This is a genomic window from Microcoleus sp. CZ3-B2 (assembly GCF_036705055.1).
In the GTDB taxonomy this organism is placed as follows: domain Bacteria; phylum Cyanobacteriota; class Cyanobacteriia; order Cyanobacteriales; family Microcoleaceae; genus Microcoleus.
The window spans coordinates 47989-74294 of sequence record NZ_JAUBTN010000029.1 but is presented as its reverse complement, the minus strand read 5'-3'; the positions used below and the strand labels follow the sequence as shown (position 1 = coordinate 74294).

Genomic DNA, 26306 nt, shown 5'->3' with positions numbered 1-26306 from the left:
ATGACTAATGACTAATGACTAATGACTAATGACTAATGACTAATGACTAATGACTAATGACTAATGACTAATGACTTACCAGCAAAATCAAGCAATTATCTCCACTTTGCCACTATCCAAATCGTAGCGCCCCCCAACAACTTTCAGCTTGCCCGCTTTCACAGCTTCAGCCAAAATAGGCGACGAAGAACTTAACTTCTGCACATTCATTTTCACATTAGCTCTGACTGCATTATCCCACGCATCGCCTTTGTCACCTTTTGTGCTATCAACTGCCGGTTTAATCGCCGCCACCAAAGTCCCAATGTGACCCGGCACAGCCTTCCCATCTAAAGCAGCTTTAACCGCACCGCAGCGTTCGTGACCCAAAATTACTAATAGCGGAACCCCTAATTCTACTGCGGCATATTCGATATTGCCCAGAACCACATCGTCGAGAAAATTTCCAGCTACTCGGATATCAAATAAATCACCCAATCCTTGGTCGAAAATAATTTCGGGAGCAACCCGCGAATCAGAACAAGCAAGGATGGTTGCAAACGGATGTTGACCCTGCGCTACTTCGACAATTCGCGATCGGGCTTGGTCGGGAAATGTCCGTTTTTGTTCAATGTAGCGTTGATTCCCCTGCATCAATTTCTTGAGAGCACCGTCGGGAGTAATCTCAGAAATAATCTCTGCAGCATTTGCAGCTTGGGCTTGTAAAAGCGCAGGTGCAATGCTTGCCGCCAGCATCCCTGCACCAGCCCTCAACATTAAATTTCTTCGCGAAATCCTGCCTGTTTTTTCGCTTTCAGTCATTACTTGCAACTCAGTTCAATTTTTTGTACTTTAGTCATGGACGCACCCCAACAAAAAAACCGACTTTTTAAACTCTCCCAAGAAATTTTTAAACAAATATTTTAGTTAAAAACCCGGTTTCGGGTCGCCCGTGCCTAAGTCCTATATTTTATAGCATAAGAGTTACCACAAGATCGGCAATAGCGGCCTAAATTATTTAATTATTCTTTACAAATAGCTAGGGCAAACATTACACTTCAAAAAAATTGCCCAATTTTATTTCAAAAAGTCAACAGCCGTCATCGTTCTGCCGGCAGAGGATGCTATAGTGTATCTAAAAAGACAATTATTTATAAATAAATCCAAATGTCTTACGTTGCCAGCATTCATATCTATCCAGTCAAGTCTCTGGACGGCATAGCAGTCAGTCAAGCTACTATTCTTGCTAGCGGAGCTCTAGAAGGCGATCGCTCTTTTGCAATCTGCGACGCAGCCGGAGAATTTATTAACACTAAGCACAACAGCGGAATCCATTTTCTGCACTTTTCATTTGACATCAAAAAAAGAGTTGCCGGCCTAAAAATTAAAGACACCGAACAAGAAATTTTTTTTCATGTAGATAGAGAACGCCCCGAAATAGAATATTGGTTGAGTAGCTACTTCGGTTTCTCCGTTCAATTAATTGAAAACTTGCTGACAGGGTTTCCCGACAATACCGCAGCACCGGGACCAACTATTGTCAGTACCCAAACCATTGCCGAAGCTGCATCTTGGTTTCCGAGAGTTTGCGTTAACGAGATGCGACATCGCTTGCGAGCTAATATTGAAATAGGAGATGTCCCGGCTTTTTGGGAAGACCAACTTTTTCCAGAAGCAGACGAAATTGTTAGGTTTAAAATAGGGACAGTAATATTTGAAGGCATTAAACCCCGTCAGCCCTGTCTCCTATCAACGCGAAATTCTGCTACGACAGAAACTTATCCAAATTTGAAAAATTTACTAATAGCCAAGTACAAGGAAATTATGCCTGACTTGGCAAAAGATGGGGGTTTAAATCACTTGAGCAGACTGATAGTTAACACGCGAGTACCACGGGAAGCCGCCGGAAAAATAGTACGAATAGGAGACGAAGTTCAAATCCTCAGAGTCACCAAATCTCTATTTAATGCCATTCCTGATTAGTGGTACAGCACGAGTCTGATTAATCCAGCGGCAATTCCAAACTAAGCTTACCCAACACACCAGTTCTAAAATCATTCAACATTTGTCGCGCCGTTCGTTCGACATCTCCTTTATATCTGTCTTTTGCTACCTCGTGCAAATAATCTTCACCGTTACTAGATCCTAAATCTACTTTATACCGGGATTTGAAACCAGATACTGATACTAAAGTGTCATCATCCGCCTCAAGTTTTAGGATCAAATCTACCATAGCCGCCGCTACTACTTGATTGTCGTAAGCAGCTTCGCCAATATCTTCGCAAATAGCTAATTTTATGGCATTTTCTTGATTGTTAATCCGGGTGGGGATGATTCCGGGGGCATCTAATAACTCAATTTCGTCAGAAATGCGAATCCATCTGAGCGATTTAGTTATTCCAGCTCTGCGGGCACTGTCCACTACTCTCTGTCCTAACAGCCGGTTGATTAAAGCAGATTTTCCGACATTTGGAAAGCCCATTACCACCGCCCGAACTGGACGGGGCAGCATACCTCGATCGAACCTGCGTTTATTTAGCTGCACCCCAGCCTCCTGGACAGCATCGGAAACATCGTGTACTCCTTGGCCGTGCTCGGCATTGGTAAAATAGGCGGTTTCTCCCTGGGACTCAAACCATGTTTCCCACGCCTCGCGGGTTCGAGGCGTAATCATATCCATGCGGTTGACCACCAATACTCGCGCCTTACCGCCCACCCAGCTAGGCATTTGGGGGTGGTAAGTCGCCAATGGAATGCGGGCATCTCGGACTTCGAGCACCACATCTACTCGCTTTAGCTGTTCTTTTAATGCCCGTTCAGCTTTGGCAATGTGACCGGGATACCAGTGAATTTTCATTAGTTATTAGTTATTAGTTATTAGTCATTAGTCATTAGTCATTAGTCATCAGTCATCAGTCATCAGTCATCAGTCATCAGTCATCAGTCAGGGCGGGTTTACAAATACCTTGGATTTACATAATAGATACGGATGAACCCGCCCCTAAAGAATCTACGTTTATTTAGTCGGACATGACATCACACCTGACTAACAACTAATGACTAATGACTAACAACTAATGACTAATGACTAAGGCACAATCAAAACTGCACAAGGAGACAGATTGATCACCCGATTGGTAACGCTGTCAGACGCCCCATCATCGGTTAAACCCATCCCGCGACAGCCCATCACAATCAAATCAGCGCCAATTTCGTCAGCCACATCACAAATCGTGAAAGCCGGTTTGCCTTCTCGTTCAATGATTTCAGCTTCAATTCCCTGCTGGGAAAACATCGACTGGGCTTCCGAAAGCAGTTTGGCCACTGCTTCGGGCGAACCCATCACCTCTGGCGGCGCGTCGCCCTCCTCGGCTGGGGGCTCGACTACCGACAGAATAACTAAACGAGAAGCGTAGGTTTTCACGATATTGACAACCTTTTCGGCAGCTTCGCGGGCTTCTCGGCTTTGATCTACAGGAAATAAGACGGTCTTGAACATAGTTCGCATTTCCCGGACACGGACTCCGATAAAATGTTTACGTTGAGCCAAATCAGTGCCGTTTGTTTCATCTTCCGTTTTGTGTGCGGGCGCGGTTGAATGCGTCCGAGGCCCCAAGTGCAAGTGACGAGTGCCACCATTTCAACGGAATTAGACAAAAACACAAATATCTAGGAGGTTAATCCTGTGACAAAAAAAACTGTAGCAAATTTATCAGCATCAGACTTATCGGGCAAACGGGTATTGGTGCGGGCGGACTTTAACGTGCCGCTCGACAACGGCAATATCACTGATGATACTCGCATCCGGGCTGCTCTGCCGACTATTCAGGATTTAGCATCCAAGGGCGCTAAGGTCATTTTGTGCAGTCACTTCGGGCGTCCCAAGGGTGTGACGGAGAAGTTGCGCTTGACTCCGGTTGCTAAGCGGCTGTCGGAATTGCTGGGGAAAGAGGTCAAAAAGACTGACGACTGCATCGGCGATGAAGTGGCTGCTACAGTGGCGGCGATGGCTGATGGCGATGTGGTTTTGCTGGAAAATGTCCGCTTCTATCCCGAAGAAGAAGCAAATGACCCGGAATTTGCCAAGAAGTTAGCTTCTGTGGCCGATTTGTATGTCAATGATGCTTTTGGTACGGCTCACCGGGCTCACGCTTCTACTGAGGGCGTTACTAAGTATCTGAGTCCTTCTGTGGCTGGGTTTTTGATGGAGAAGGAATTGCAGTATCTCGGTAGTGCGATCGACAATCCTCAGCGTCCCTTAGCTGCTATTATCGGTGGTTCCAAGGTTTCCAGCAAGATTGGAGTCATTGAAAAACTGCTCGAAAAGTGCGACAAATTGCTGCTGGGAGGCGGCATGGTGTTCACGTTCTACAAGGCTCGCGGTTTGAGCGTTGGTAAGTCTTTGGTGGAAGATGACAAGCTGGAATTGGCGAAGTCTTTGGAAGCTAAGGCGAAGGAACGGGGAGTTACTTTTCTGTTACCTACTGATGTGGTAGTTGCTGACAAGTTTGCTGCTGACGCTAACACTCAAACTGTCTCTGTTGAGAACATTCCCGACGGTTGGATGGGTTTGGATATCGGCCCGGATTCTGTGAAAACCTTCCAAGATGCTTTGGCCGATTGCAAAACAGTAATCTGGAACGGGCCGATGGGCGTATTTGAGATGGAGAAGTTTGCTGCTGGAACTGAAGGAATTGCCCATTCTTTGGCGGGAATTACTAAAACCGGCACTACCACAATTATCGGTGGCGGTGATTCGGTAGCGGCTGTGGAACAGTTGAATTTGGGGTCTGAAATGAGCCACATTTCTACTGGTGGCGGTGCTAGTTTGGAACTGCTAGAAGGTAAGGAATTGCCTGGTGTTGCAGCTTTAGATGAGGCTTGATTGAGTTAAGTAGGGCGGGCTTGGCCCGCCTTGCTGTAAGCAGGTCTAAATCATTGGCTGCGAATGCTGTTTTTTTTTACCGCAGAGAGCGCAGAGAGCGCAGAGAGGGAGAAAAGAGAGAAAGAAATGGGTTGAAATTCTACTGTTTGCGAGTACGATCGATCTGAAGTGGCAGTGAGGTTTGTTTGTGAAACTTAAAATCTTGGCAAGTATAACGGCAACTGTAGCAGTTTTAGCGCCGTTTTTGCTGGCAGCTCCCGTCAAAGCTCAAAATCCAGATCATGTCCGGCGGTTGCTCGAAAGTAAGGAGTGTGAGGGCTGCGATTTAAGAAATGCTGATTTGTTTAAGGCGAGTTTGTACAGAGCAAATTTAAGGGGTGCTGATTTAAGCGGAGCTAATCTCTACGAAGCTAATTTGCTAGAAGCTGATTTAAGTGGTGCTAATTTGGCGAATGCTAATTTGGTTAATGCGGAGATGTACGGTGTTGGCTTGGACAGTGCTAATTTGCGAAATGCGGATTTGTCTAATGCTTTTTTGGGGCGGGCAAATATGACGAGAGCTGATTTGCGCGGTGCTAAACTTTTTAATGCTAATTTGGGTGAATCTAATTTGCTGCAAGCTAATTTGTCGAATGTGGATTTGAGGCGTTCGCTGCTTTTTAGAGTTAATTTGAATCGCGCGAATTTAAGCGGAGCGGATATGTCTTTTGCTGACGTGCGCGATACTAATTTGCAGAATGCTATTTTGTCAAATACTCGGCTTGCTAAAGCTCAATTGAGCGGGACAAATATTGACGCGGCTAATAATGCGCGGCAAGCTGATTTGGAACGTGCTAACTTGCGGGGGACGAATTTGGGGCCGGGGGTTTGTGTGATAACTACTTTTCCTGATTGTGTTGGGAATTTGGAGTAATTCAGTCCTAGAGTGCGTCAGCCGCGATTATTTTAGCAGCTACGAGAGCGTTTGACCCGCTGGCGCACCCTGGCTCTATCTATAGAGCTTCTTAGGTGAGTTCTGTCCAGCACGAGCGATGACCAATTACGATTACCAATTACCAATTACCCATTACCTCTCTTAAATCAGAATGGGTATATGAGCTAATTTTGAGGTGGTTTGTATCCCCTTTCTAGGGCGAATTTCACAAGCTGGGCGCGATTTTCTAACTGTAGTTTGCTGAATATGCTGCCTAAATGAGCTTGTACGGTCCGGGGGCTAATAAACAGCCGATCGCTAATTTGTTTGTTAGTATAACCTTGGATAACTTCCCAAAATACTCTTTCCTCGGCTGGTGTGAGAGGCAAAGGTGCAGGATTTGGCAATACGGCCACAAGTTTTGGCTCCAGCCTAGCGCTAGAAGTTTGCAGCAGTCGGACAATCTCGGCGTGAATGCGGTGAGAGCGCTCTAATTGTCCCTTCACTTTAGCCAAGATTTCTTCAGACTGAAAAGGTTTTACCAGATAATCGTCAGCGCCGATCGCGTGACCTTCAACTTTTGACTCAATCTCGCCTTGGCCTGATAAAAATATAAACGGCACTAACTGTCCCAAACGGGTAGTACGCAAGCGCCGGCAAAACTCAAACCCGTCCATTTCCGGCATCATCACATCGGAAATTACCAAATCAGGAGGGGCATTTTCAAAAATCGAGAGCGCCTCAATTCCAGAAGTAGCGCATTCCACCCGGTATCCTTGGCTTTCCAGGTACATTGCTAAGACTGTTTGACAGTCTGCTTCGTCGTCAACTACTAAGATTCTTTCCATGACAGCCTTGCACCAATTCCCGTTGACAGTTTTTAAAACTGCGGCTCCCAAAGTAGGAACTTAAATGAGTTTACCTGCTGCAACTTGATAAAGGCTCCCAATTTCAAGACGGCACAATTCCTCAAATAGTCCAATTACCGGTGCCGCTCCCACATAATGGGAAGAAGTAGAGGAATATTGGGGAAAATCTCCTTTTTTTATTTGCCTATCCAAAAAAAGTACAACTTTTTATGAAGCCTCGTCAACTTTTCCGCAGAAAATAGCATCTAAAAGCCAGAATTTTGTTTTATTATACACAAATCTTGCTAACGTTTAGACGATTCCTAGACTAGACATGGAAAGGTTTTTAGATTTTTCTGGTTCCGACAGGGGTACAAAGGGCATAAAGTGAGCAGTTGCTGCCGCCGCGGGCTGCGCGAACAAACGCTGGTCGGCAACTAGGATACTTTCAAATATCGGTGCGGGTTCGGGGCGGCTGAACAGATACCCTTGGATGATATCGCAGTTGTGCTTTTTCAAAAAGGCTAGTTCTGCTTCTGTTTCTACCCCTTCAGCAATTACTGTCATGTTTAAACTATGACCCAGTAAAATTACTGCTGTAGTAATAGCAGCATTTTGAGAGTCTTCGTTGGCATTGCGGACGAAAATTCGATCGATCTTTAAACTGTCAAAAGCAAATAGCTTGAGATATCCTAAAGTAGCATAACCCGTGCCGAAGTCGTCGATCGCAATCCGAATTCCTAGAGCTTTAAGTTCGTTTAAAGTAGCGCCTGCGACTGTCGCATTTTCTACTAAAGCGCTTTCGGTCATTTCTAATTCTAAATTAGCAGGCTCCAAGCCTGTAGTTTCTAATATTTGCACGATTCGCGCTTTGAGTTCCGGGTCGGATAACTGTCTGGCCGACAAATTTACTGATATCCTAAAGGGCGAAAACCCCGCCGCCACCCAACTAGCGGCTTGAGCGCAAGCTGAAAGCAGTACCCACTCGCCAATCTGAATAATTAAACCTGTTTCTTCGGCTAAGGGAATAAATTCGGCGGGAGAAATTATACCTCGATCGGGATTTTGCCACCGCACCAAGGCTTCAGCACCGATGATTTGTCCGGTAGCAATATCCACCTGCGGCTGATAGTATACCTGAAACTCACCTTGTGCCAAAGCGCGGCGCAGCAGAGATTCCAGAGCCAACTTTTCAGGAGAGAAGACTGAAGCGTTGGTAGATTCGTTAACTAAATCTTTGAGTCTGGCTTCTGCTTGGTGAAGGGCGAATGTCAGCGGTTGAGTAATTGTTTGCCGTTTCGAGACGCGAGAAGCAATGGCTCCGAGCAATTCAGCCTTAGTAAAGGGCTTGGTGAGGTAATCGTCGGCTCCCAATTCCATCCCCCGACGAAAATCGGTTTTGGAACTTTGAGCCGTGAGAAAAATAAATGGAATTGTTGCGGCTAGAGAGTTTTGTCGCAACGTCCGCAACACGTCATAACCGTCGATTTCCGGCATCTGCACGTCGCACAAAATTAAATCGGGGATTTCTGAAAGTGCCATCTGCACCCCAAATCGACCGTTTTCGGCGACAATCACCCGATAGCTTTGAGATTCCAGGAGTTGCAGAAGAGTTTCCCGGATTAATTCGTCGTCCTCAATAACCAAAATTTTGAGCATGATACTTAGATTACAGATGGCACTATATATCAGAACCTGACTAACTCTAGCATACTCAAACTAACGAGCTACTGATTAGGCCAATTAGCCAATAAATTATTAGCCATTTGGCTAATAATTTTGCCTCTGTTCTTAAATCACAATCGAATACCTGACAAAATTGGGAATAGTTCGATATTTTTCCAGTTTTTTAAGGTCAGAAAACTGCTGCGCGATACAACTTTTATAAATTATTATTACAAGCTCGCGGAGATCGATCCTCAAAAAATGTCGCCAACACTTTCTGCGAGCAGATGGTGGCAATTACTTATATAATTCCAGGTCATATCATATCGGGTCGATCGCCATAACAAGGGTTCGCGCGTGTGGACTTTAGTCCACAGCCGGAGAGCAGACTAAAGTCCGCACGCGCGATCCAATTTTAATGCTAGCTCATCGGGATAGGCTCGGATACACCGTCTTAATTCAATGGCTTAGTGGAGTTCTCACAAAACTTGTTATCTACAATTGCAGAATTGATGCTGACAGCCTGCATTGATGACGGAACGATTTTGTTTTGCGGAACTACAACTGTCTTTTTACACACAAGTTCGCTGCTGCCTACAGAGGCAAAGTTCCAAGCATAAAATTCGGGATTGCTGACTGTTGCACTGGCAGGACGTAAACCAAATGCTGTCACTAATATTAATCCCAAAGTTAATAAAGCTACGATCGCAAATCTCACCATATTATTTTTTTGAATCTAAAATTTTACCAGCTCAGGATTACCTTATTATTGCCCGATCGCCCTCAAAGCGTCAATAGCCATCAATCGATTTGAGATTTTAGATACTTCGGCTTGCTTCGGCTACGCCAGCCGACAAGTCTAGAGGGTACAAGTTTTAGATTTTAGATTGATTTGCAAATCCATCTTGCATATAAAGTTTGGGGCGGCCCGCGATGAGTGTCGGGGGCTTGTGTCTGTTTTTGGGCGGGGGTTATAGGATTTGAGATTAAAAAACTTGAGCTGCATCAATATTCGATATTCGATCGCCCTTTTAACCGCAGATTTTAAACGGATAAACACCGATAGACGCAGATCGTTCCATGACTGAAAGCGATGGAGTGCAACTCGATTCTCAAGAATTGAGGATGATTGACTGGATATGGATTAGGAATTGCCCGACAGTTGTATAATTTGGAGAAAATTGTGTTATAATCTCTTACTTTGCTGTCAGATTCAATTCGTAGGCGATCGGCTCGGATGACTGAGAAACCACTACGAATTCATAAAAACCAGCATCATCCAGCAATCCCGACCAACTCCGATCCTCTGCATCTTGCAGCAAAGCTCTAGCTTTGGTGGTTCTCCCAGGAGAATACATTGACAGCAGAGTAGATTTTGGCGGCGCTTGCAAATTTACTCGCAAAGTTTGATTTTGAGCTAACCGCGCAATATATGCTTTGCCTTCTCCGGGTTTGAGATTACCGGTGAGGGTTTTGCTGTTAGCTCGGCTGTCAAATTCTACGCTTTCGAGAGTTGCTCCTGCTTGCAAAGCTGCGAGGGTGTCGGCGGTGATTGCTTGCCAAATTTGTCCGATCGGCAAACCGATGATATTGCGATCGCGCGGCTGTCGCGGAAACCAATAAAAGAACTTCGCATCAGCCAAATCGTACAAAGCCCGACTGCTCAAATTCAGCTTGTTAACCTCAGTTTTCCAGCGATCGATATCGGCGGTATCGTAACTCCCCAACCTGGCTCTAGCGTCGCTGCTGAGGTTTTGGAGTTTGTCGAGCAACTCGTCGCCGATTTTCTGCCACCTTTCGCGCCACAGGCGATCGTCCTCACCTTCTTTTAGCAGTCGCCCACCCAATTCAGGGTATTTGGCATAGAAATTTTCGTCTACAAGGTTGACGTAACCGCTATAGAATCGATCGTCAATTCCGAGCCTTGAAAAGCGATCGCGCAAAACATCTTCTTGCTGCTGCTTCGGGCCCCGAGTTTGGGGAATTTTCTGCACTTTTGATTGCAGGTTTAACAAATAATTGCCCGCAAACCAGCCAACTCCCCCCATACCCACAAGCACCGCCACCACAAACAAAACCATTTGCCAAGCAGGCATTTTTTGCTGGTTGTTAATAGCGGCTCGCACAGGAATTCCCGGCAGTGTTGGGACTGGGGCGGGCATGGGTATGGGCGATCGATCCGGCGACGGCGCGGGCGCAAAATTTGGGGCCGGCTGCGGTGGCTGTAAAGGCGGATTGCCGGAGAGAGCGAGCATTACCTCGCGAGCCGAGGAGTAACGCTGGTTCGGCCCGTGAGCGAGCATTTTATCCAACACTAGGGACAAATTGGGAGATAGAGAACATTCAGCTCGCCAGTTCCAATTCAACGTCTGGCTGTCGAGCAACTGATGCGGTTCCTTCCCCGTCAGCAACACCAAAACTGTCGCCGCCAGAGCGTACAAGTCGCTGTGGGGATTGACGATGCCCATTTGCATCTGTTCGACGGGAGCATAGCCGAGCTTGCCGATGCGAGTTGCGGGGGCGGGAGTGCCGTTAGCTTCGGCAAACAGAGATTCTACGGTGGCGGCGACTTGTTTGACTCCGCCGAAGTCAATCAACACCGGCATTCCGTCAGACAAGCGCAGAATCAGGTTGTCTGGGGAGATGTCGCGGTGAATCACTCCCAGAGAGTGAATGTATTCGAGCACTGGCAAAATCTGGAACAGCAGTTGATTGATTTCTGCTTCTATGAACCGCAAACCCTGACGCTTGCGGGCATCCAGCAGGAAGCGGTAGGTTTGGCCCGGTACGTAGTCTTGGACGAGAAATAGGTAGCCTCGATCGCTAATACTGACTCGAAACAGTTCGCGGAAGCGCGGGATTTGATTGTGTTGCAGCTTGTAGAGCACTCCGGCTTCTCGCTCGAAGAGTTCCTCGGATTTTTGTAAGGCGTAACTTCCGTGCACTTGGGGCGCAAATTCTTTTAAAACGCAGGGTTCGTTAAATCGGTGGGCATCTTCAGCTAGGTAGGTGCGCCCGAAGCCTCCGTGTCCCAATTCGCGGACGATGCGGTAGTGGTTGTTGAGAGTTATGCCTGGGTAGATGGGATTGTTCATTGAAGCTTGCTGCGTCGGATTTGTACGCTTGACTGAAACTATGAGTTTTGGCCGATCGCGCTAATTAATCTTGACATAGTGTGTCAGTGTTGATTGACCGATCGCCCGCCACGGTCATCTCCTGCGGTTATTGTTGTTCAAAAAGGCGGTTTCGGGCGCGCCAGTTGGTCGGCTGTGCGATTTTGGCGACCTCGAATACACCAAGCCATCAACCGTTTTTTTTGCAAGGAACCGGGCGCTAAATTGTATCGGGATCGATCTTTAATTCTCGCAGTTTCGCGGCCAGGCGATCGGCTCGTTGAGCTTCTTGTCCGGCTCGTTGAGTCTCCCTTTCTGCAACCTCTTCTAAAGTAGGAACAAGCTCTCCTTCAGCAGTAAAAAAACGCAATTTTTCCCCACAAATTCCCAGACTCAAATCGAGCTGCTGACTCCGCAGATGCCCGAATTCGTTAGGTGCGATTGCTTCATATTCCCCGTCAAGTAAATGAAACCCAGCTAACTCTAAAGTTTCTGCATCGAACCAAAAGTAATCGTGAGTGCGAAAAGTATCTTGATAGAGTTGTTTTTTAAAGTTTTTGTCTATATTCGCTGTTTTGGGCGACAGGATTTCAACGATAATATTCGGGTACTTTCCCTCTTCATCCCAAACAACCCAGCTTTTCCGAGTTTTTCGTTCAGTTCCGAGTACCACAAAAAAGTCTGAGCCTCGGAAGTCCTTCGATTTGAGTTGCTTGGAACAGTAATAAAGGGTGAGGTTTCCCGCAGCATAGAAATCATTTCTATCTCGCCACAGCCATTCTAGACAGTTGAGCAGTAGGATTATTTGTCGCAGGTGCAGTTCTGTTTCTACGGAATGTTCATCACTATATAAATCGTCGGGCGGAAAGATAAAGTTTTCCGGTATCTCTTGTTCTGGTATTTCTTGGGTAGTAGCTAATTCTGCCGTTGCGGACATGGCTGCTGGGTGAGGAGTAAGAGGTTATCTGTCTATTTTAGCAAGCTTTTGATATCTCTGCCGAGGACTAGACCTCTTGCAAAAGTCAAATTCACCCCCCTTAGTCCCCCCTCCCGCGGGGAGAAACAAGAATCATCTTGCTCCCTCCCCGCGGGAGGGGAGGGTTGGGGTGGGGGACTTTGGATTTTTGCAAGAGTTCTACTATTCTGAAATCCCGATCGCGCTTTTGTCTAAAAACGCGATCGAACCCCAAACAATTAGTCTTGAAATATTAGCAATTACCCCTTGATTGCGCGTCAGATTCTCTGAGAGCCGCCAGAATTTCCGGTCGTTTCATGCGCGCGTATCCCGGCAATTTCCGGTCTTTGCCGAGATCCTTTAACCGCCTCAGTGAAAGAGCCTCGTAGTCTTCCTCTTGGGGCGGAAACGGCAACTGCAACTGCAACTGCGGTAGCTGAGGTTTTTGCTGCGCCTTCGACTGCTTCTGACGCTGCGCCTTCGGCTGCTTTTTACCCTGTATTTGCGGCGGTATTTCTGAGGGCGTCGCACCGTCGGAAAGTTGGCTGCGGAGTGTAGCGATTTGATTTTTGAGATCGCTTTCTACATCTTCAATCGCCTCGGAAACAAACTGATTAATAATTTGGACTGTGCGTTTTAATTTTATTGACAGCAGCTTTTCTAGTTCATCCAACTGGATCGACGCACCTGCCAGATTTGTCTCAGAAATTACCGCCGATTTCGGAGAATTATCGCTCCCCGACTGTTCATTTTTTTTAGCCAATTTATCTACCTTTTCGTGAAATGTTTTTTCAACTTGTTCGAGCCGACGCTGAATTTGTTCTATTCTGTCACTCTCAAAATTAGGCTGAATTAGAGCTTTTAGTTGCTTTTTTAGTAAATCTTCATTTTTTTTAACAGATTGTTCTATTTGTTTAGTTAGACTATCGATTTTTTTTTGAAATGACTGCTCAAATTGTTGCAGTAGAGTCTCAAGTTGTGAGGTTTTCTGAGTCGGTTGCGGAGCTAAATGTTCCATTTCCGATCGAGCAGCAGCTACCTCCTCATCCGTCATTTCAAAAACCCAAGCCCACATTTGCTCGGTGCCGAGTTCTTTCGCAACAATACACCAATCTGAGCCGCAGATTACTTCATATTCTTCTTCGTTGCTGTAAGCTTCTGTAGGACGTACAATTAAAGGAATTAAGTTGCTACCTTGCTCGATGAGGCTTCTTCTGAGAGCTTCGCGGCGTTCGCGAGGGATTTCTCTCCCCTCAGTCTCAGGTACCGCAATTTGCGAAGTATAAATCTGACTGTGACTAATTGGCTTAATCCGTAAATATTCAACTATTCGGTTTTGATCTTGCGATCGATCCATCTTGTTACAAGTCCCCTTTTGTCATCAAAATTATGGTGTTTGGGTAATTATGTATATTTGCACTTTACAGCCTGTGTTTTGAGTGCTGCGAGATTAACCCAATAACTCTCAGCCATAAGGTGAGAGACAAACACCTTAGCCAGACTGTGCGCTCAGGAGGACATATCGCCGCAGTGCTTTACTGTGCGGCTGGCTGTGCGGTGAGAACCCGGGCGATCGACAAAACAGACTGCAATTCCTAAAAAAAGCGACTGTGATGAGTTTAACTGGCTGTGGGACACAAATGATACACCGCTTTACTCATCTTTACTTTTTTTGGAGTTAGGGCGAGCCTCTGCGAGGGCTTCGCTAACAGGCTGACGTTGCGAGTTGCGATCGCAATTCTGCAATAAAAGATATTCTTTCGCTAATTCTGTACAAAAGATGCTACAATACTCTCGATGGCGATGGAGCTCGCCAAAACCGCCTAAATAGTCATTCTTTCCTTGCGTTAATTGAAAGACTAAAAGGCTGATGGCTCCTACTTTTCTGGCTTGCTGCCGGAGAGTAGGGCCGTGAAAACTTCTCACTAACTTCTCACAGCTAGCAAGCCTTTGTCCATACTCAGGAACTGGAGAAAGGAATCTCATGTTAGCTAGTGTGCTGTGGATTTTATTCATGGGCTTTTTTACGGGTCAAATTGCGCGCCGCTTAGGTGCTCCGCCTCTGATTGGAATGATTTTGGTGGGGATAGTTTTAGGGCCGCAAGTTAGCGATGTCCTGAGTCCAGAAGTGCTGAAATCGGCGGATAATCTACCAATTGTGGCAATGATAATTATCCTGATGAAAAACTAACAGCAGTAAGTCCTACTATATTGTTAGCAGCAGTGGATACTTATCCCTTTTGTACAAAAGTTTTGTTCGAGGCAGCAAGCCTAGCGCGTCGTGTTGATGGTGAAGTAATTGTGTTCTACGTCATTAATATTGTGGAAAAAGAAGCTGTAGAACAACTGGGCGATCGCACTCAAAAATTACTTTCAGATATCCGTCATCAACTTATTAGCATTAATGCCTCCGTTTCAAAGGAAATTATTCGCGTCGCTCAAGATTAGACTTGCATTACCAAAGTCATAAACTATCTTGAAAATCATCTGCATCGATAGTTGTTGCATCTGCTTTTAATTAGCCTTGAATTTATCGATCGAAGATTTATACAAGAGGTCTAGTATGAGGTGACAGAGATTGTGATGGAAAAACGGGGACATAGACTTTGCGAACAAGTGTTATATCAATTCCGGTTGCACTCATACATGATGTTAACTGTTAACAGTGAATTTACTATTCCGATGAAAAGAGGATTTGATATTAGTCAGTTTTGGAGCGCAAACGACGATAGTAAAATAGTTTGATTCCCCCGTAATTCTGGGAAAATATCGCAACAATCAACCCTGATTTGGTGATATTTGCAACAGAGGTTTCGCTACTTTAATATTCACCAAGATTTAATTCAAAAATAGGAATTTTTCTCGTGAAATGGTTTGAGCAATTTGAGCAATTCATTGCCTTAGTCAAAATCAGTAAGTGGTTCATCATTTCTTGTCTAGTTGGTATTCTTTCCGGCTTAGGTTCCGCTGCTCTCCTAACATCTTTAGAGTTGGCAACAAATTGGCGAGAGTCTCATCTGTGGATTATTGCCTTATTGCCCCTGGCTGGATTCTTAAGTGGTTGGATTTATCATCGATATGGAAAAAATGTAGAAGCTGGAAATAATCTTTTACTCGAAGAGATTCATAACCCGAAAAATATTATTCCGTTGCGGATGGCTCCGATGGTACTGCTAGGTACAGATATAACTCATTTATTTGGGGGTTCTGCAGGTCGTGAAGGGACAGCACTGCAAATTGCTGCATCACTCGCAGACCAATTAACTAAAATATTCCGCTTTAAACACGCTAATCGACGAATTTTATTAATGTCTGCTCTCAGTGGTGGATTTGCTTCCGTTTTCGGAACTCCCTTAGCTGGAACTATCTTTGGTTTAGAGGTTTTAGCAATTGGAAATATTCAACATGATGCTCTTTTTCCCTGTTTAGTTGCAGCAGTTGTGGGCGATCGCATTACCTTAGCTTTGGGTCTGCATCATACAGCATACCGCCATGCTACCTTTGTACCCACAATGACTCCAATGGGGCTAATTTCTGCAATTGTCGCTGGTGCAATCTTCGGAATTGTGGCGATGATTTTTGCCAGACTCACTCATAAAATAAGCCACTTTTTTAAATCAAAAATATCCTATCCTCCTTTTCGTACTGCGATCGGTGGTGCGATTGTCGCACTGAGTGTGTGGGCGATTGGATCGACTAAATATATCGGTTTGGGTATTCCTACCATTGTCGATGCGTTTAACACTCAGTTACCGCCTTGGGATTTTGCAGCAAAAATAGTGTTAACTGCATTAACTTTAGGGGCAGGTTTTAAAGGAGGGGAAGTGACTCCTCTATTTTTTATTGGTGCAACATTAGGCAATGCTTTGTCATTAATTTTGGCATTACCAGCACCTTTATTGGCAGGAATGGGATTTGTTGCTGTCTTTGGCGGTGCGGCGAATACACCGATCGCCTCAACTTTAATGGGAATTGAACTTTTTGGTCTCGAATCGGGGGTATTTATTGCGATATCCTGTGTGATGAGCTATGTTTTTTCTGGTCATGCCGGCATTTATAGTTCACAGCGAATTAGTTCTAGTAAATACTCTTTTATGCCAATGCAAGAAGAGTTAAAGTTGCCAAATCATGCAAATAATTCTTGTGATACAGAAAAAACCATCAAGTAGTCGCGGCCGTTAACTTTATTTGAGATAGTTCGGTTAATCGGATATGCTGATTACTGATCCTACGCTGTTACATAAACCCGCGATCGCGATGCTAGTCGCTTTGGTATTAGTCATTTGGCTGGAAAACGCTACAAAGCAAATCAGTTGAGCAGCAGGTTGGTTTTTACTCGCGGCTTATCCAGTCTTGCTGATGGCCATGTTTTGCTGTAATTCCGATCGACTGAACAAGAATACCTATGAAAGGCGATCGGTTACAAAACTCTGTTTGATGGATTTGATGGCATGGGAGGCAAAACTTACTGCAATTCCTACAAAAAATCGACTGTAATGAGTTTAACTGCCTGTGGCACACCAATTATACATTGCTTCACTCATCTTTACTCTTTTTGCGCCACCTAGCGGCTTGCTTGGCCGATCGCCCCTAGTAGGATGCGGTTTTCATCTCTAGGCGAAGCTAACGCAGTGTGGGCTAACCTGTTCAAGTGCGATCGCGCATTAGTTCGGTTCCTAGTGCGCGATCGATCGCGCACAACATCCCAGCCCATCGCTATTTGGGCCAGCAATCAATAATTTTAATCATTGTTTTGTCCGTTAACCCCTTAATGCGTTCCACCACATTAGCAAAGGACAAAAACGGCCGCACATCTCGCTCTTTAAGTATTAATTGTATCACCGGAGCCTTCAAAAACGTAGTGGCTTCTAAACTCGCTTTCAGTTGAGCTTTATCTTGATTATTCAATGCCTCCAAAAGCGGCATCGCACCTGACAAGCTCGGTGTAACAGATTCCGGCTCTACCGCCGGAGGTTTTGCAACTTCACTCTCTAATTTCAACCGCTCAATTCTGCGATCCAGCCCAGCCTCAATTAACACAGGTAATTGTTGGGAAAATAGATTCTCAACTTCTTGTATTCTCTCAGCCAACACCTGTTTTTCGCGGGCGTGTTCCGCCTTCAATTCATTGATTTCATTTTCTAACCTAGCTTCAATATTAATCAACCGCTGCTCAAAACTCGATGGCGGTTCCGAAACCGGATTTTCACCCACACTTTCAGTTATCGATAACTCTTCGGGAGTTGCACTTTCACCCCTACTCTCACTGACAGCGCCGCTTCTGAGAATTTCCAGTTGTGCGAGGAGAAGTTCTTCATTTTCTGGTTCCAGAATGAATGCACCGATTGTCTCGCCCTTCAAAGGTTCAATTTCCTTTGCTCTCGCCGCCGCGTAATACTCAAAATTTCCATCTACTATTTCGTAGGAATCCATACCCGTGCGGCGAACAATTATCGGATTAATCAATCCTCCCAAATCTAAAATCAGTCTCGCTAATTTCTCCAAATCCGGCTCAGCAAAATTGGAAGAAGGCACAGCAGATACAATCTTTTTCACCGCAACCAGCGACGGAAATAATTTTTTCATTAATTTTTACCTGTTTTTTCCAAAACTTCTACTGCTAGCATTTCAAATTCTTGAGCAGCGATGGAATCTGGCTTAAAGTCCAGTACCGAAATCGGATCGGAAATTTCCATATCTCCCACGATTTGAATTTGTTCTGCACACTTAGCCAAATCATCTCTCTCGTAAATCACGCTGTCCATAATTTCAATACCGTAACGTTGGGGAATTGTTTCCCGCCGCTTCGGCAAACTGTACTGTACAAATTTAGCATTTGTCGAGATTTTGCAAGGCAGAACTCCTAAAATTGCTAGAGGTTTCTTGCCAATTTGTTTCTTGAATCCATTAACTTTTTTAATAAAATCCTTGACATTAATCAGTCCTTGATTGGCAAAGGGTTTTAAGTCAGAAGGAATAATCAAATAATCCGCAGCAATCAGCGCCACTCTCGCATAAAAATTCAAAGACGGCGGCGTATCAATCAGTACAATATCGTACTTATCTTGAACTTCCGCTAGTTTTTGAATTAAAATCATGCGGCTGTAATCTAGTTGATTTAGTTCCGTTTCGTAGTACATTAAATCGATGTGGGAAGGAACCACATCAATGGCGGGATTGCAAAAATTAGACTTGCGTGCTACTTCGGCTATTGAATAAAAATCTTCTGATTGTAAAATGTGAAGAATATTGCTATCTTTCAAATCGTCTTGTTCTTCATCATCAAATTTTACCAAACCAGTTGCAAACGTTGTATTTGCTTGACTGTCTAAGTCGATGACTAAAACTTTTTTACCTTCCTTGCTCAGCGCTGCCGCTAAATTGACTACTGTTGTAGTTTTGCCAACGCCGCCTTTGTTGTGGTAGACTGCAATTATTTTCATAGTATTTGGCTTGTTAGATGAAACAGTTACATCTGATTGAACTTGCAGATTAACTGCATTATTTTCCGGTATTTTTTGGGGTTCTGAGATGTCACTTGACTGTGGTTCTGAGGTGGCGAGATTGTCCGGTTGTATTGATACTTCGTTAATTAAATCAGGAATTAATAAATCAATATTACTATCTTCCTGTTCGAGATTTTCTGGATCTTTTAGAGATTTTAAACTATCTCTGCCAATTAAAGCGATAATTTCATCAAGTCTAGTTTCTAACTCTTCTCCGGCACACTGAAAAACTAACTGAATATCATCGTTGACTTTTTCGTAAATTCTAATTTCTTTAGCGTTAGTTATGACTCCGTAGCGAATGCTTAAACTTGTTAAGTAACGCTTCAGTCTCCTGACGTGACGGTCTAATTTTTCCTTGGGATGTTTGGCTTCGATGACTATACTCATCTGCGAGTCTGCATCGAGCATTAAGGGGATGTATTGGATGCGAAATGAGAGGAAGTCTAGGCGAATATTCCCAAAGGCGATTTCTTGATGCCAACTGTCGGGGGTATAGCCCAGTTTTGGCAACAGATAAGTGACAATGAGTTTGCTTTCTACTTCGCTTTCGTTGCGACAGTTATTAGGATTAAAACTCAAGGGATTTTATAATTTGTTAGTTGTTAGTTGTTAGTTGTTAGTTGTTAGTTGTTAGTTGTTAGTTGTTAGTTGTTAGTTGTTAGTTGTTAGTTGTTAATTGTTAGTTGTTAGGTGTTAGTTGTTAGTTGTTAGGTGTTAAGTGTTAGTTGTTAATTGTTAGTTGTTAGTTGTTAGTTGTTAATTGTTAATTGTTAGTTGTTAGTTGTTAGTTGTCATTGGGAATTGGGAATTCGTAGCAAGTAACCAATAACCAATAACCAATAACCAATAACCAATAACAACTAACCAATAACAACTAACCAATTCCCAACAACTAATGACTGCTGACTACTTGGTTTGAGCGTTAACTTCCTCTAATGTCAGATAGCCGCCTGCGGGATTGTACAGGTGACAGTTGTCGGCAATTCGCTTCATTAAAGACCAAGAAAACTTGGTTTCGTAGAGATGAGGTTGCCAGTTTTCCTTGAGGCTGCTGTGGGCGAGGCGCAAGTTGTACCAGGGTATCGCTGTTGAAAGGTGGTGCGGAACGTGGACGTTAATGTCGTGACACAAAAACTCTACCCAGCGGGGATAGTCGCAGTGGACTGTTCCCGATAGTTGCGCTTGGGCTTCGTTCCATTCTGCTGCTGGTTTAAAGGAAATGTCTGGTGCTGTGTGGTGAACAATGGTGAAAGTGCTCATCCAGAAATGGTAAACCATCCAGGGCAGCAACCAAAATTTGACAAATCCCCAAATGCCTGTGGTGGCAATTAATAGCGGAAATCCGATCGCAGCACCGATTAAAACTACCAAAACTGAAAACCGCACTTGTTCGCGCTGTTGGCCTTTGAAGCGCCACCACATGAAGTGTACTTTTGCCCAGTGGGCGATCGAGCCAACCCACCACATCGGGCCGAAGATTAAACTATAAGCTATTTGTAAAGCTTTGGGTGCAGCAGCATAGTCGGCTGCTGTCATCGGCTGCCAAGCATTATCTTCGCCAATTTTGTTGGTATGCTTGTGGTGATAATTGTGTCCGTGCCGCCATGCGTGGAACGGGAAAATTAAGGGCAAAAATGCGAGATGTCCGACTAAATCGTTTACCCAGCGGCGGTTAGCAAATGACCGGTGGCCGCAGTCGTGGCCGATGACAAAAAAACCCGTTAATCCGGTACCGGTGAAAATCCACATCAGGGGCAGTAAATACCAAGGTGATACTGCTATGCCAACATAACCGACAGCTACTAATAAAACGTTGACGATGACTTTTGTCCAAGCTTTGCGGGGGTTTTTGACAAAAACTTCGCGCGGCAGGGTTTTGAGAATATCTTTGAGGCGCAGGTTGGAAGTGTCACTTGCGGATGTCAATTTTAGTGGTTTTTCGATCGATGCTGTCATAAATTGATTTCGATTCTCCGTATGCCATGTGGATGGCTTAACAAAATTAACGCAGTACAAAAGCACAGTAAAATATCAGCTCGCTGTCAGCTAGGGACAGACGAGTTGAACAACAGGCAGGGGCGTTTTAGCAAATGCTAGCTATCGCTAGCCGCCGTTGATAATGGCTAGCGCTTTTGGTTTAAAAAACACTCAGGTTAACTGGGGTTAACAAAACTTTACTTTTTATACCACAGGGGCGGCACAATTAGCACGAGTTGTCACTACTAATTGCCGTTGCTGACAACAGAATTGTGTTCGATCGCCAATTGAGAGCAAGCAACAGAGCGCTGCTGTTTGAGAGTTTGTACCTGCAACAGCAAGGAGTCAATTTCCGCTTGTAAGTGCAGGAACTTAACTTGCTGATCGGCTTGGTAGGGGCACTTAACCAAATCTAATTTGCGAGTCAAGCAGGTCGATCGGGCAGAAGGACTAGCCGTTTCGGGATGGCTCGCGGTGATTTGAGGCCGGGAAAGAGTGGATGAATTATTTGACATTAGTAATTGAGTAGACATATCTACGCATTCACACCATTAAGTTACTTTAACCTGAACCGATCGTATTAAACATCAAATTAACCGATCGAGCTAAAATTAGTGTAAATTCTTTGGCCATTGCCTAAAACCATTGACATCGTGACCCCGATCCTACCTGCTACTGACTCTGCTACTCACTCCGCGGCTAACTCCGCTGCCCCTGCAGCCTCGCCGAAACGCTACGGTTGGCCTGGCTTGATCGAAGCTTATCGCCCCTACCTGCCGGTGACGGAAACCACGCCCGTAGTGACGCTCCAAGAAGGCAACACTCCCCTGATTCCAGCACCGGCGATCGCCTCTCTCATCGGTAGAGACGTGCGCGTCCTGGTCAAATACGACGGCCTCAACCCCACTGGTAGTTTCAAAGACAGGGGGATGACAATGGCAATTTCCAAAGCCAAGGAAGCCGGCGCAGAGGCAGTAATTTGCGCCAGCACCGGCAATACTTCCGCCGCCGCGGCAGCCTACGCCAGACGCGGCGGAATGCGGGCTTTCGTGCTGATTCCCGAAGGATACGTCGCTTTGGGCAAGTTGGCACAAGCCTTGCTTTACGGTGCCGAAGTAATTGCGATTGGGGGAAACTTCGATCGAGCCTTAGAAATCGTCCGCGAAATGGCCGTCAGCTATCCCGTGACTTTAGTCAACTCCGTCAATCCTTACCGCTTAGAAGGGCAGAAAACCGGCGCCTTTGAAGTAGTGGACGCCTTGGGCGACGCGCCCGACTGGCTGTGCATTCCCGTGGGAAATGCGGGAAACATCACAGCATACTGGATGGGTTTTTGTCAATACCACCAAGCAAAAAAATGTTCGCGCCTGCCGCAGATGATGGGATTTCAAGCAGCCGGAGCAGCGCCGTTAGTCACCGGCAAAGCGGTGGCGAACCCGGAAACCTTGGCGACAGCAATTCGGATCGGCAACCCTGCTAGCTGGAAACAGGCGATCGCCGCTTCGGAAGCCAGCCGCGGCAGTTTTAGTGCTGTTACGGATGAGGAAATTCTCGACGCTTACCGCCTGCTAGCATCCCAAGAAGGGATTTTCTGCGAACCCGCAAGCGCCGCTTCTGTAGCCGGTTTGCTGAAGGTAAAAGACCAAGTTCCGACAGGAGCGACAGTGGTTTGCGTGCTCACCGGTAACGGCTTAAAAGACCCGGATACAGCAATCAATCACAGCAATAACAAATTCAAACAGGGAATTGCTCCTAGTTTGGATGCTGTAGCTGGGGCGATGGGATTTTAAGAAGTCATTAGTCATTAGTCATTAGTCATTAGTTATTAGTTATTAGTTATTAGTGATTGGTGATTGGTGATTAGTCATTAGTGATTGGTTATTAGTGCTGTCCCCCCGAGCTTTCCGTCCAACGTCATCAGTCCGATGTCCGTCGGAAGAAGGAAGTTCGGCAACGAGCAATGTACGGGATGTAACGGATGTAAGTCCGATGTCCGTCGGAAGAAGGAAGAAGGAAGAAGGAAGAAACTACTTGCTACTTGTTACCAGACTCTGCCTGGTAACGCAGATAGGCGAGGCTCTACCTCCATCTGGGAAACAGTTACATAAAGCGAGGCAGAGCAAGAGTGATATGGGTTCCTTTCGCTGGAGCCTGGGAACCAGTTAAAGTCAACACTACAGGTTTGTAGTGCGGACTTCAGTCGGTTCGTAGTGCGGAATAAAGTCCGTACTACGAACCGTTTTTGTTATATTAGTAGTTCTTGTTTTGCGGAATAAAGTCCGTACTACGAACCGTTTTTGTTATATTAGTCGATCGCACAAAATCTAACCGTCCCACAAATGTTCGCCACAAGTCGCTTGGCTCATTCCTAATTCCCGAAGGGCGGTAAATCTATTAACTGGTTTTTAGAAGGTGGAAGCTGAGCGGAATTTCGACCATTTGGAGCGGGATTTTGACGAATTTCGATCGCAGTTTCGCCGGGATTTGCAGTGCGAGTAGGTACTATTTCAAGAGAATATGCTGGTGTTTCCATTTTGGTAGTAGGAACAGTTTGTGCTTTCGCCAGCAAGTCAACTGCGTCTCCGAGGGCGGTGGTTAAATTCCTGCTAGTATCGGCGTGACGGGCTTCTTCTTGTTTGAGGGCTTGACTCAATTGTTTAATTTGTTCGATCGCCCGATCGCGCTCTTCGAGAACTTCTGCTAACTTAGCTTTAAGTTCGCCCACTGTTTGCAGTTGTGCGACTTCCTGCTGGCGAGCAATTCCAGCATCTTCGCCTTCGGGCGCAATCGGCGAAAAACTTTGTAACTCTTCTATTTGTGCTTCCAAAGCAGCGATGCTTTGCTGAGTTAATTTAGCATCATTCCGGCGCTGTTCGGCTTCTGTATTGTAAAGCTGTCGCCACTGAGCCGCACTTTCACCCGCATCATCGCGATCGCGCGAAACCTCTGTTAACTGCTGTTGCAGCCGCTTAATTTCATCTAACCACTGTCTGACATCCTGAGCCATATTGTTAATTTTAGATTTTAGATTGAAGAATGGGTAATAGCTTAATTAATTAACGCTCTTGATTTCCAATTGTCGTTAGCGGAGCCCTCGAAGAAGATCGCCCGTACATCCATTTTGCATTTTCACCTTTCCCCTTTCCTGTGCCTATGAACATTTATTACTGGTTGCGCTACCTGAGTTTAGCTTTGTTTAAGGCGCTTTTAAAGAAGCTTCGAGCCATCACAAAAAAGTTTAGTGATTTTTTAGTGTTTTGTCGGTGTTTGACTTGGGGCACGCTCAGGGAAGTCGGCGCGCAAGCGGGAGAGCAGCGCTTGCCTGGGCTGTCAGCAGAAATGGCCTACAATTCTATACTGGCGCTATTTCCGGGGCTGTTGGCGGTGTTGTCGGCGATCGCCCTTTTTGAACCTTTGCAGTCAACACTGTATCAAATCGCCGGTCTTTTGGGGGAAGTCATACCCGATGACATTCGCAATTTGATTCGCGGCGTCATCAAAGAAATTCTGTTAACTCGCAATAAAGGGCTGTTTTCCGTGAGTTTTGTAGTGTCGCTGTGGGCATTTTCTGGAGTCATGAGCGCGGCGATGGCTGCTCTCGATCGCATCCATAAAATCCCTAGCGATCGAACTAGATCTTTTGTGAAAGCGAAACTCATTTCTATAGGTCTGAGTATCGGTACAATTGTGCTGTTAATTATAGCATCGGCCGCCGTATTTGTCAGCGACTTAATTGTACAAGCTATTGCCCGCCAGAGTTGCCTGCTGGAGTCCGTCGCCAATTGCGATTTAAAAGATGTCCAAAATTGCTTGCTGCTAGCCAAAAACTGCCCTTTAGAGTCGCAACTATTAGCTGTTTGGGGGCTGTGGCGGTGGCCGATTGCTTTAGGGATTGTATCAGTTGCCTTTGCCTTTGTTTATCGCTACGGGCCCAGCCGCCACCAAGCCAATATTCCGATTTTTTCGGGAGCAGTTTTTGCTGCTATTTTGTGGGCGCTGTTTTCGGCTTTGTTTCGGTTTTATGTTGTGCATTTGAGCAATTTCACTTGGGCTTACGGGACGATCGGAACTTTTATTATGTTGCTGTTGTGGCTCGATCTTTCTTCTTTGGCGATGTTGCTCGGAGCTCAGTTAAACGTGACAGTAGGAAAAGCTATGAAACAATTGATAGGGTATAGGGTATAGGGCCGAAGGGCATTGGGTATAGGGTATAGGGCCGAAGGGTATAGGGCCGAAGGGCATTGGGTATAGGGTATAGGGCCGAAGGGCTCTAGCGTTGCGGAGGGATTGGGAAGAAGGCCCGCGCAGGGCCGAAGGGCTCTAGCGTTGCGGAGGGATTGGGCTCTAGCGTTGCGGAGGGATTGGGCATTGCAACCAACAAATAACAAATAACAAATAACAAATAACAGCAGTCAACAGTTAACAGTCAACAGTTAACAGTCAACAGTAATCTAAAATCTAAAATCGACTGAATTTTCACCTTTTTGAGAAAGGCAATAAATACCGGATGTTTGGTTATCGGCGCAGTAAAGTGCTGAGGATACCCGTAACAAAAGACAAAAAAATCAGTACCCAAATAACACCGCCGGGAAGGAATGTCAAGAGGCCAACACCTCGGAGAATCCAAACTAACAAAGTTATCCCGAAAACTGTTAAGAAGATGCGGGTTGATAATCGAAGTTGAAATCTTGAGGAATTACTCATGTTGAATCTAAAAATTTTATCTGGATCGATGATAGCTGTTTTGCTGGCGATCGGCAGTTACCTCACCTTGATCTCGATTCCCGGCGCTGCTGTGGCGCGTGGGGGCGCACATAAGCTGGGGGAAACGGCCAATGCTGCGACAAAACCTTCCTCTACAAGTGTAGCAATTAGCGATCGGGCAATTGGCGAAGCAAAAGTGGGAATGACTTTCCGACAACTGAAACAAGCTCTCGGTTCCACCGCACAGTTTAAGGTAGAGTCTCCTTTTATGGTAGACTTTGATGCAGTGGCGATTAGTCGATCGGGCAAAGTGCAGTATCGGATTATCTACGCTGCTGGTACAAAGCTGAAAGATACCGATGTTATTGACCTTCTGATGACTGAGAATCCTAACTATAAAACAGTTCAGGGCGTCGGGCCGGGAATGAAATTGAAACAAGCAGAAGCAATTTACGGCAAAGCTACTTTATCTTATAACGTGGACAATGAAATGAGAGAAGGAGTGGTTTTTGCCAAACAACCGACTCGAAAAATTATGTTTGTTCCCAAAGCAGATGGAAAGCAATTTGCTGGAGTTTACGGTGCTGGCAAAAATGGATTTTATCAGACTAACAAGTATCAGCCGAATGCTGCGATTAAGTCCGTGATGGTGCGGAAATAAATTTAAGCGTCAGATATTAAGATAAGCTGGCGCGGCTCTAATTTTCCCCATCCTGTTTCTTGAAACCATGAGTGGGGTGGGCTGGAGAGTCTGCCCC

The 26306-nt window shown here is 45.4% G+C and carries 24 protein-coding genes and 1 riboswitch; of the genes, 9 read left to right on the top strand and 15 right to left on the bottom strand.

Annotated features, from left to right (window positions below; genetic code table 11):
* Nucleotides 1-87: 87 nt before the first annotated feature.
* Nucleotides 88-801 carry a carbonic anhydrase gene (locus tag QUA97_RS15230; RefSeq protein WP_333195137.1) on the bottom strand — a complete coding sequence of 238 codons (714 nt, stop codon included), beginning with the start codon at nt 799-801 and terminating at the stop codon, nt 88-90.
* A gap of 345 nt (nt 802-1146) precedes the next feature.
* Between QUA97_RS15230 and QUA97_RS15225 the strand changes: the two genes are divergently transcribed.
* A complete protein-coding gene (locus QUA97_RS15225; RefSeq protein WP_194070771.1) occupies nt 1147-1962 on the top strand; it encodes an MOSC domain-containing protein in 816 nt (271 codons plus the stop codon).
* A 19-nt stretch (nt 1963-1981) separates the two neighbouring features.
* On the opposite strand, the gene ylqF is transcribed toward QUA97_RS15225, so the two are convergent.
* Complete coding sequence (gene ylqF / locus QUA97_RS15220; RefSeq protein ID WP_194070772.1) at nt 1982-2836, bottom strand: ribosome biogenesis GTPase YlqF; 855 nt, start codon at nt 2834-2836, stop codon at nt 1982-1984.
* 231 nt (nt 2837-3067) lie between these two features.
* A complete protein-coding gene (locus tag QUA97_RS15215) occupies nt 3068-3478 on the bottom strand; it encodes a universal stress protein (protein ID WP_194070773.1) in 411 nt (136 codons plus the stop codon).
* 186 nt (nt 3479-3664) lie between these two features.
* Here QUA97_RS15215 and QUA97_RS15210 point away from each other — a divergent pair, with 186 nt between their 5' ends.
* Both QUA97_RS15210 and QUA97_RS15205 read left to right on the top strand, forming a co-directional pair.
* Nucleotides 3665-4864, top strand: a complete 1200-nt coding sequence (locus QUA97_RS15210; protein WP_194009193.1) for a phosphoglycerate kinase — start codon at nt 3665-3667, stop codon at nt 4862-4864.
* Between the two features lie 187 nt (nt 4865-5051).
* A complete protein-coding gene (locus QUA97_RS15205) occupies nt 5052-5777 on the top strand; it encodes a pentapeptide repeat-containing protein (protein WP_194070774.1) in 726 nt (241 codons plus the stop codon).
* Between the two features lie 185 nt (nt 5778-5962).
* Here the strand turns inward: QUA97_RS15205 and QUA97_RS15200 are convergent, their stop codons facing one another.
* The 6 genes from QUA97_RS15200 to QUA97_RS15175 all read right to left on the bottom strand — a co-directional run bounded on the left by QUA97_RS15200 (nt 5963) and on the right by QUA97_RS15175 (nt 13715).
* Nucleotides 5963-6625, bottom strand: a complete 663-nt coding sequence (locus QUA97_RS15200; RefSeq protein ID WP_194070775.1) for a response regulator transcription factor — start codon at nt 6623-6625, stop codon at nt 5963-5965.
* Between the two features lie 312 nt (nt 6626-6937).
* Nucleotides 6938-8284: an EAL domain-containing response regulator gene (locus QUA97_RS15195; RefSeq protein ID WP_333195133.1), complete on the bottom strand. Its 1347-nt coding sequence runs from the start codon at nt 8282-8284 to the stop codon at nt 6938-6940.
* A 460-nt stretch (nt 8285-8744) separates the two neighbouring features.
* The gene (locus QUA97_RS15190) at nt 8745-9011 is read right to left on the bottom strand and encodes a hypothetical protein (protein ID WP_333195131.1); all 267 of its coding nucleotides are present in this window, start codon (nt 9009-9011) and stop codon (nt 8745-8747) included.
* A 475-nt stretch (nt 9012-9486) separates the two neighbouring features.
* Nucleotides 9487-11385: a serine/threonine-protein kinase gene (locus QUA97_RS15185; protein ID WP_194070779.1), complete on the bottom strand. Its 1899-nt coding sequence runs from the start codon at nt 11383-11385 to the stop codon at nt 9487-9489.
* A 238-nt stretch (nt 11386-11623) separates the two neighbouring features.
* Nucleotides 11624-12340 (bottom strand): Uma2 family endonuclease, encoded by a 717-nt coding sequence (locus QUA97_RS15180; protein ID WP_333195129.1) that lies wholly within the window; start codon nt 12338-12340, stop codon nt 11624-11626.
* A 271-nt stretch (nt 12341-12611) separates the two neighbouring features.
* Entirely contained in the window at nt 12612-13715 is a 1104-nt protein-coding gene (locus QUA97_RS15175; RefSeq protein WP_194070781.1) for a Rho termination factor (modular protein), read from the bottom strand.
* 433 nt (nt 13716-14148) lie between these two features.
* A riboswitch (Fluoride riboswitch) is annotated at nt 14149-14245 on the top strand.
* A 97-nt stretch (nt 14246-14342) separates the two neighbouring features.
* Between QUA97_RS15175 and QUA97_RS15170 the strand changes: the two genes are divergently transcribed.
* The 3 genes from QUA97_RS15170 to QUA97_RS15160 all read left to right on the top strand — a co-directional run bounded on the left by QUA97_RS15170 (nt 14343) and on the right by QUA97_RS15160 (nt 16527).
* Nucleotides 14343-14549 carry a hypothetical protein gene (locus QUA97_RS15170; protein WP_194070783.1) on the top strand — a complete coding sequence of 69 codons (207 nt, stop codon included), beginning with the start codon at nt 14343-14345 and terminating at the stop codon, nt 14547-14549.
* Between the two features lie 32 nt (nt 14550-14581).
* Nucleotides 14582-14806, top strand: a complete 225-nt coding sequence (locus QUA97_RS15165) for a hypothetical protein (protein ID WP_194070784.1) — start codon at nt 14582-14584, stop codon at nt 14804-14806.
* A gap of 416 nt (nt 14807-15222) precedes the next feature.
* A complete protein-coding gene (locus QUA97_RS15160) occupies nt 15223-16527 on the top strand; it encodes a voltage-gated chloride channel family protein (RefSeq protein WP_194070785.1) in 1305 nt (434 codons plus the stop codon).
* Nucleotides 16528-16922: 395 nt separating this feature from the next.
* Here the strand turns inward: QUA97_RS15160 and QUA97_RS15155 are convergent, their stop codons facing one another.
* The 5 genes from QUA97_RS15155 to QUA97_RS15135 all read right to left on the bottom strand — a co-directional run bounded on the left by QUA97_RS15155 (nt 16923) and on the right by QUA97_RS15135 (nt 21359).
* Nucleotides 16923-17090 (bottom strand): hypothetical protein, encoded by a 168-nt coding sequence (locus QUA97_RS15155; protein WP_333195126.1) that lies wholly within the window; start codon nt 17088-17090, stop codon nt 16923-16925.
* On the bottom strand, nt 17075-17944 hold the full coding sequence (locus QUA97_RS15150) for a ParB/Srx family N-terminal domain-containing protein (protein WP_333195124.1): 870 nt from the start codon (nt 17942-17944) through the stop codon (nt 17075-17077). Before QUA97_RS15150 ends, QUA97_RS15155 begins: the two co-directional genes overlap by 16 nt.
* The gene (locus tag QUA97_RS15145; RefSeq protein ID WP_333195123.1) at nt 17944-19446 is read right to left on the bottom strand and encodes an AAA family ATPase; all 1503 of its coding nucleotides are present in this window, start codon (nt 19444-19446) and stop codon (nt 17944-17946) included. The genes QUA97_RS15150 and QUA97_RS15145 overlap by 1 nt, the downstream gene beginning before the upstream one ends.
* A gap of 327 nt (nt 19447-19773) precedes the next feature.
* Nucleotides 19774-20823 (bottom strand): fatty acid desaturase, encoded by a 1050-nt coding sequence (locus QUA97_RS15140; RefSeq protein ID WP_194067409.1) that lies wholly within the window; start codon nt 20821-20823, stop codon nt 19774-19776.
* A 266-nt stretch (nt 20824-21089) separates the two neighbouring features.
* Nucleotides 21090-21359 carry a hypothetical protein gene (locus tag QUA97_RS15135; RefSeq protein WP_333114921.1) on the bottom strand — a complete coding sequence of 90 codons (270 nt, stop codon included), beginning with the start codon at nt 21357-21359 and terminating at the stop codon, nt 21090-21092.
* A gap of 138 nt (nt 21360-21497) precedes the next feature.
* Between QUA97_RS15135 and thrC the strand changes: the two genes are divergently transcribed.
* Nucleotides 21498-22634: a threonine synthase gene (thrC, locus tag QUA97_RS15130; RefSeq protein ID WP_194067408.1), complete on the top strand. Its 1137-nt coding sequence runs from the start codon at nt 21498-21500 to the stop codon at nt 22632-22634.
* A gap of 578 nt (nt 22635-23212) precedes the next feature.
* On the opposite strand, the gene QUA97_RS15125 is transcribed toward thrC, so the two are convergent.
* Nucleotides 23213-23851: a hypothetical protein gene (locus QUA97_RS15125; RefSeq protein ID WP_194067406.1), complete on the bottom strand. Its 639-nt coding sequence runs from the start codon at nt 23849-23851 to the stop codon at nt 23213-23215.
* A gap of 146 nt (nt 23852-23997) precedes the next feature.
* Between QUA97_RS15125 and QUA97_RS15120 the strand changes: the two genes are divergently transcribed.
* Nucleotides 23998-25029 (top strand): YihY/virulence factor BrkB family protein, encoded by a 1032-nt coding sequence (locus QUA97_RS15120; protein WP_333195120.1) that lies wholly within the window; start codon nt 23998-24000, stop codon nt 25027-25029.
* Nucleotides 25030-25546: 517 nt separating this feature from the next.
* Entirely contained in the window at nt 25547-26209 is a 663-nt protein-coding gene (locus QUA97_RS15115) for a hypothetical protein (RefSeq protein ID WP_194067404.1), read from the top strand.
* The last annotated feature ends 97 nt before the right edge of the window (nt 26210-26306 follow it).

Coding starts and splice junctions, on each gene's coding strand:
- QUA97_RS15230 (WP_333195137.1), bottom strand. CDS start 801: ATGACTGAAAGCGAAAAAACAGGCAGGATTTCGCGAAGAAATTTAATG.
- QUA97_RS15225 (WP_194070771.1), top strand. CDS start 1,147: ATGTCTTACGTTGCCAGCATTCATATCTATCCAGTCAAGTCTCTGGAC.
- ylqF (WP_194070772.1), bottom strand. CDS start 2,836: ATGAAAATTCACTGGTATCCCGGTCACATTGCCAAAGCTGAACGGGCA.
- QUA97_RS15215 (WP_194070773.1), bottom strand. CDS start 3,478: ATGTTCAAGACCGTCTTATTTCCTGTAGATCAAAGCCGAGAAGCCCGC.
- QUA97_RS15200 (WP_194070775.1), bottom strand. CDS start 6,625: ATGGAAAGAATCTTAGTAGTTGACGACGAAGCAGACTGTCAAACAGTC.
- QUA97_RS15195 (WP_333195133.1), bottom strand. CDS start 8,284: ATGCTCAAAATTTTGGTTATTGAGGACGACGAATTAATCCGGGAAACT.
- QUA97_RS15190 (WP_333195131.1), bottom strand. CDS start 9,011: ATGGTGAGATTTGCGATCGTAGCTTTATTAACTTTGGGATTAATATTA.
- QUA97_RS15185 (WP_194070779.1), bottom strand. CDS start 11,385: ATGAACAATCCCATCTACCCAGGCATAACTCTCAACAACCACTACCGC.
- QUA97_RS15180 (WP_333195129.1), bottom strand. CDS start 12,340: ATGTCCGCAACGGCAGAATTAGCTACTACCCAAGAAATACCAGAACAA.
- QUA97_RS15175 (WP_194070781.1), bottom strand. CDS start 13,715: ATGGATCGATCGCAAGATCAAAACCGAATAGTTGAATATTTACGGATT.
- QUA97_RS15170 (WP_194070783.1), top strand. CDS start 14,343: ATGTTAGCTAGTGTGCTGTGGATTTTATTCATGGGCTTTTTTACGGGT.
- QUA97_RS15150 (WP_333195124.1), bottom strand. CDS start 17,944: ATGAAAAAATTATTTCCGTCGCTGGTTGCGGTGAAAAAGATTGTATCT.
- QUA97_RS15140 (WP_194067409.1), bottom strand. CDS start 20,823: ATGACAGCATCGATCGAAAAACCACTAAAATTGACATCCGCAAGTGAC.
- QUA97_RS15135 (WP_333114921.1), bottom strand. CDS start 21,359: ATGTCAAATAATTCATCCACTCTTTCCCGGCCTCAAATCACCGCGAGC.
- QUA97_RS15125 (WP_194067406.1), bottom strand. CDS start 23,851: ATGGCTCAGGATGTCAGACAGTGGTTAGATGAAATTAAGCGGCTGCAA.
- QUA97_RS15120 (WP_333195120.1), top strand. CDS start 23,998: ATGAACATTTATTACTGGTTGCGCTACCTGAGTTTAGCTTTGTTTAAG.
- QUA97_RS15115 (WP_194067404.1), top strand. CDS start 25,547: ATGTTGAATCTAAAAATTTTATCTGGATCGATGATAGCTGTTTTGCTG.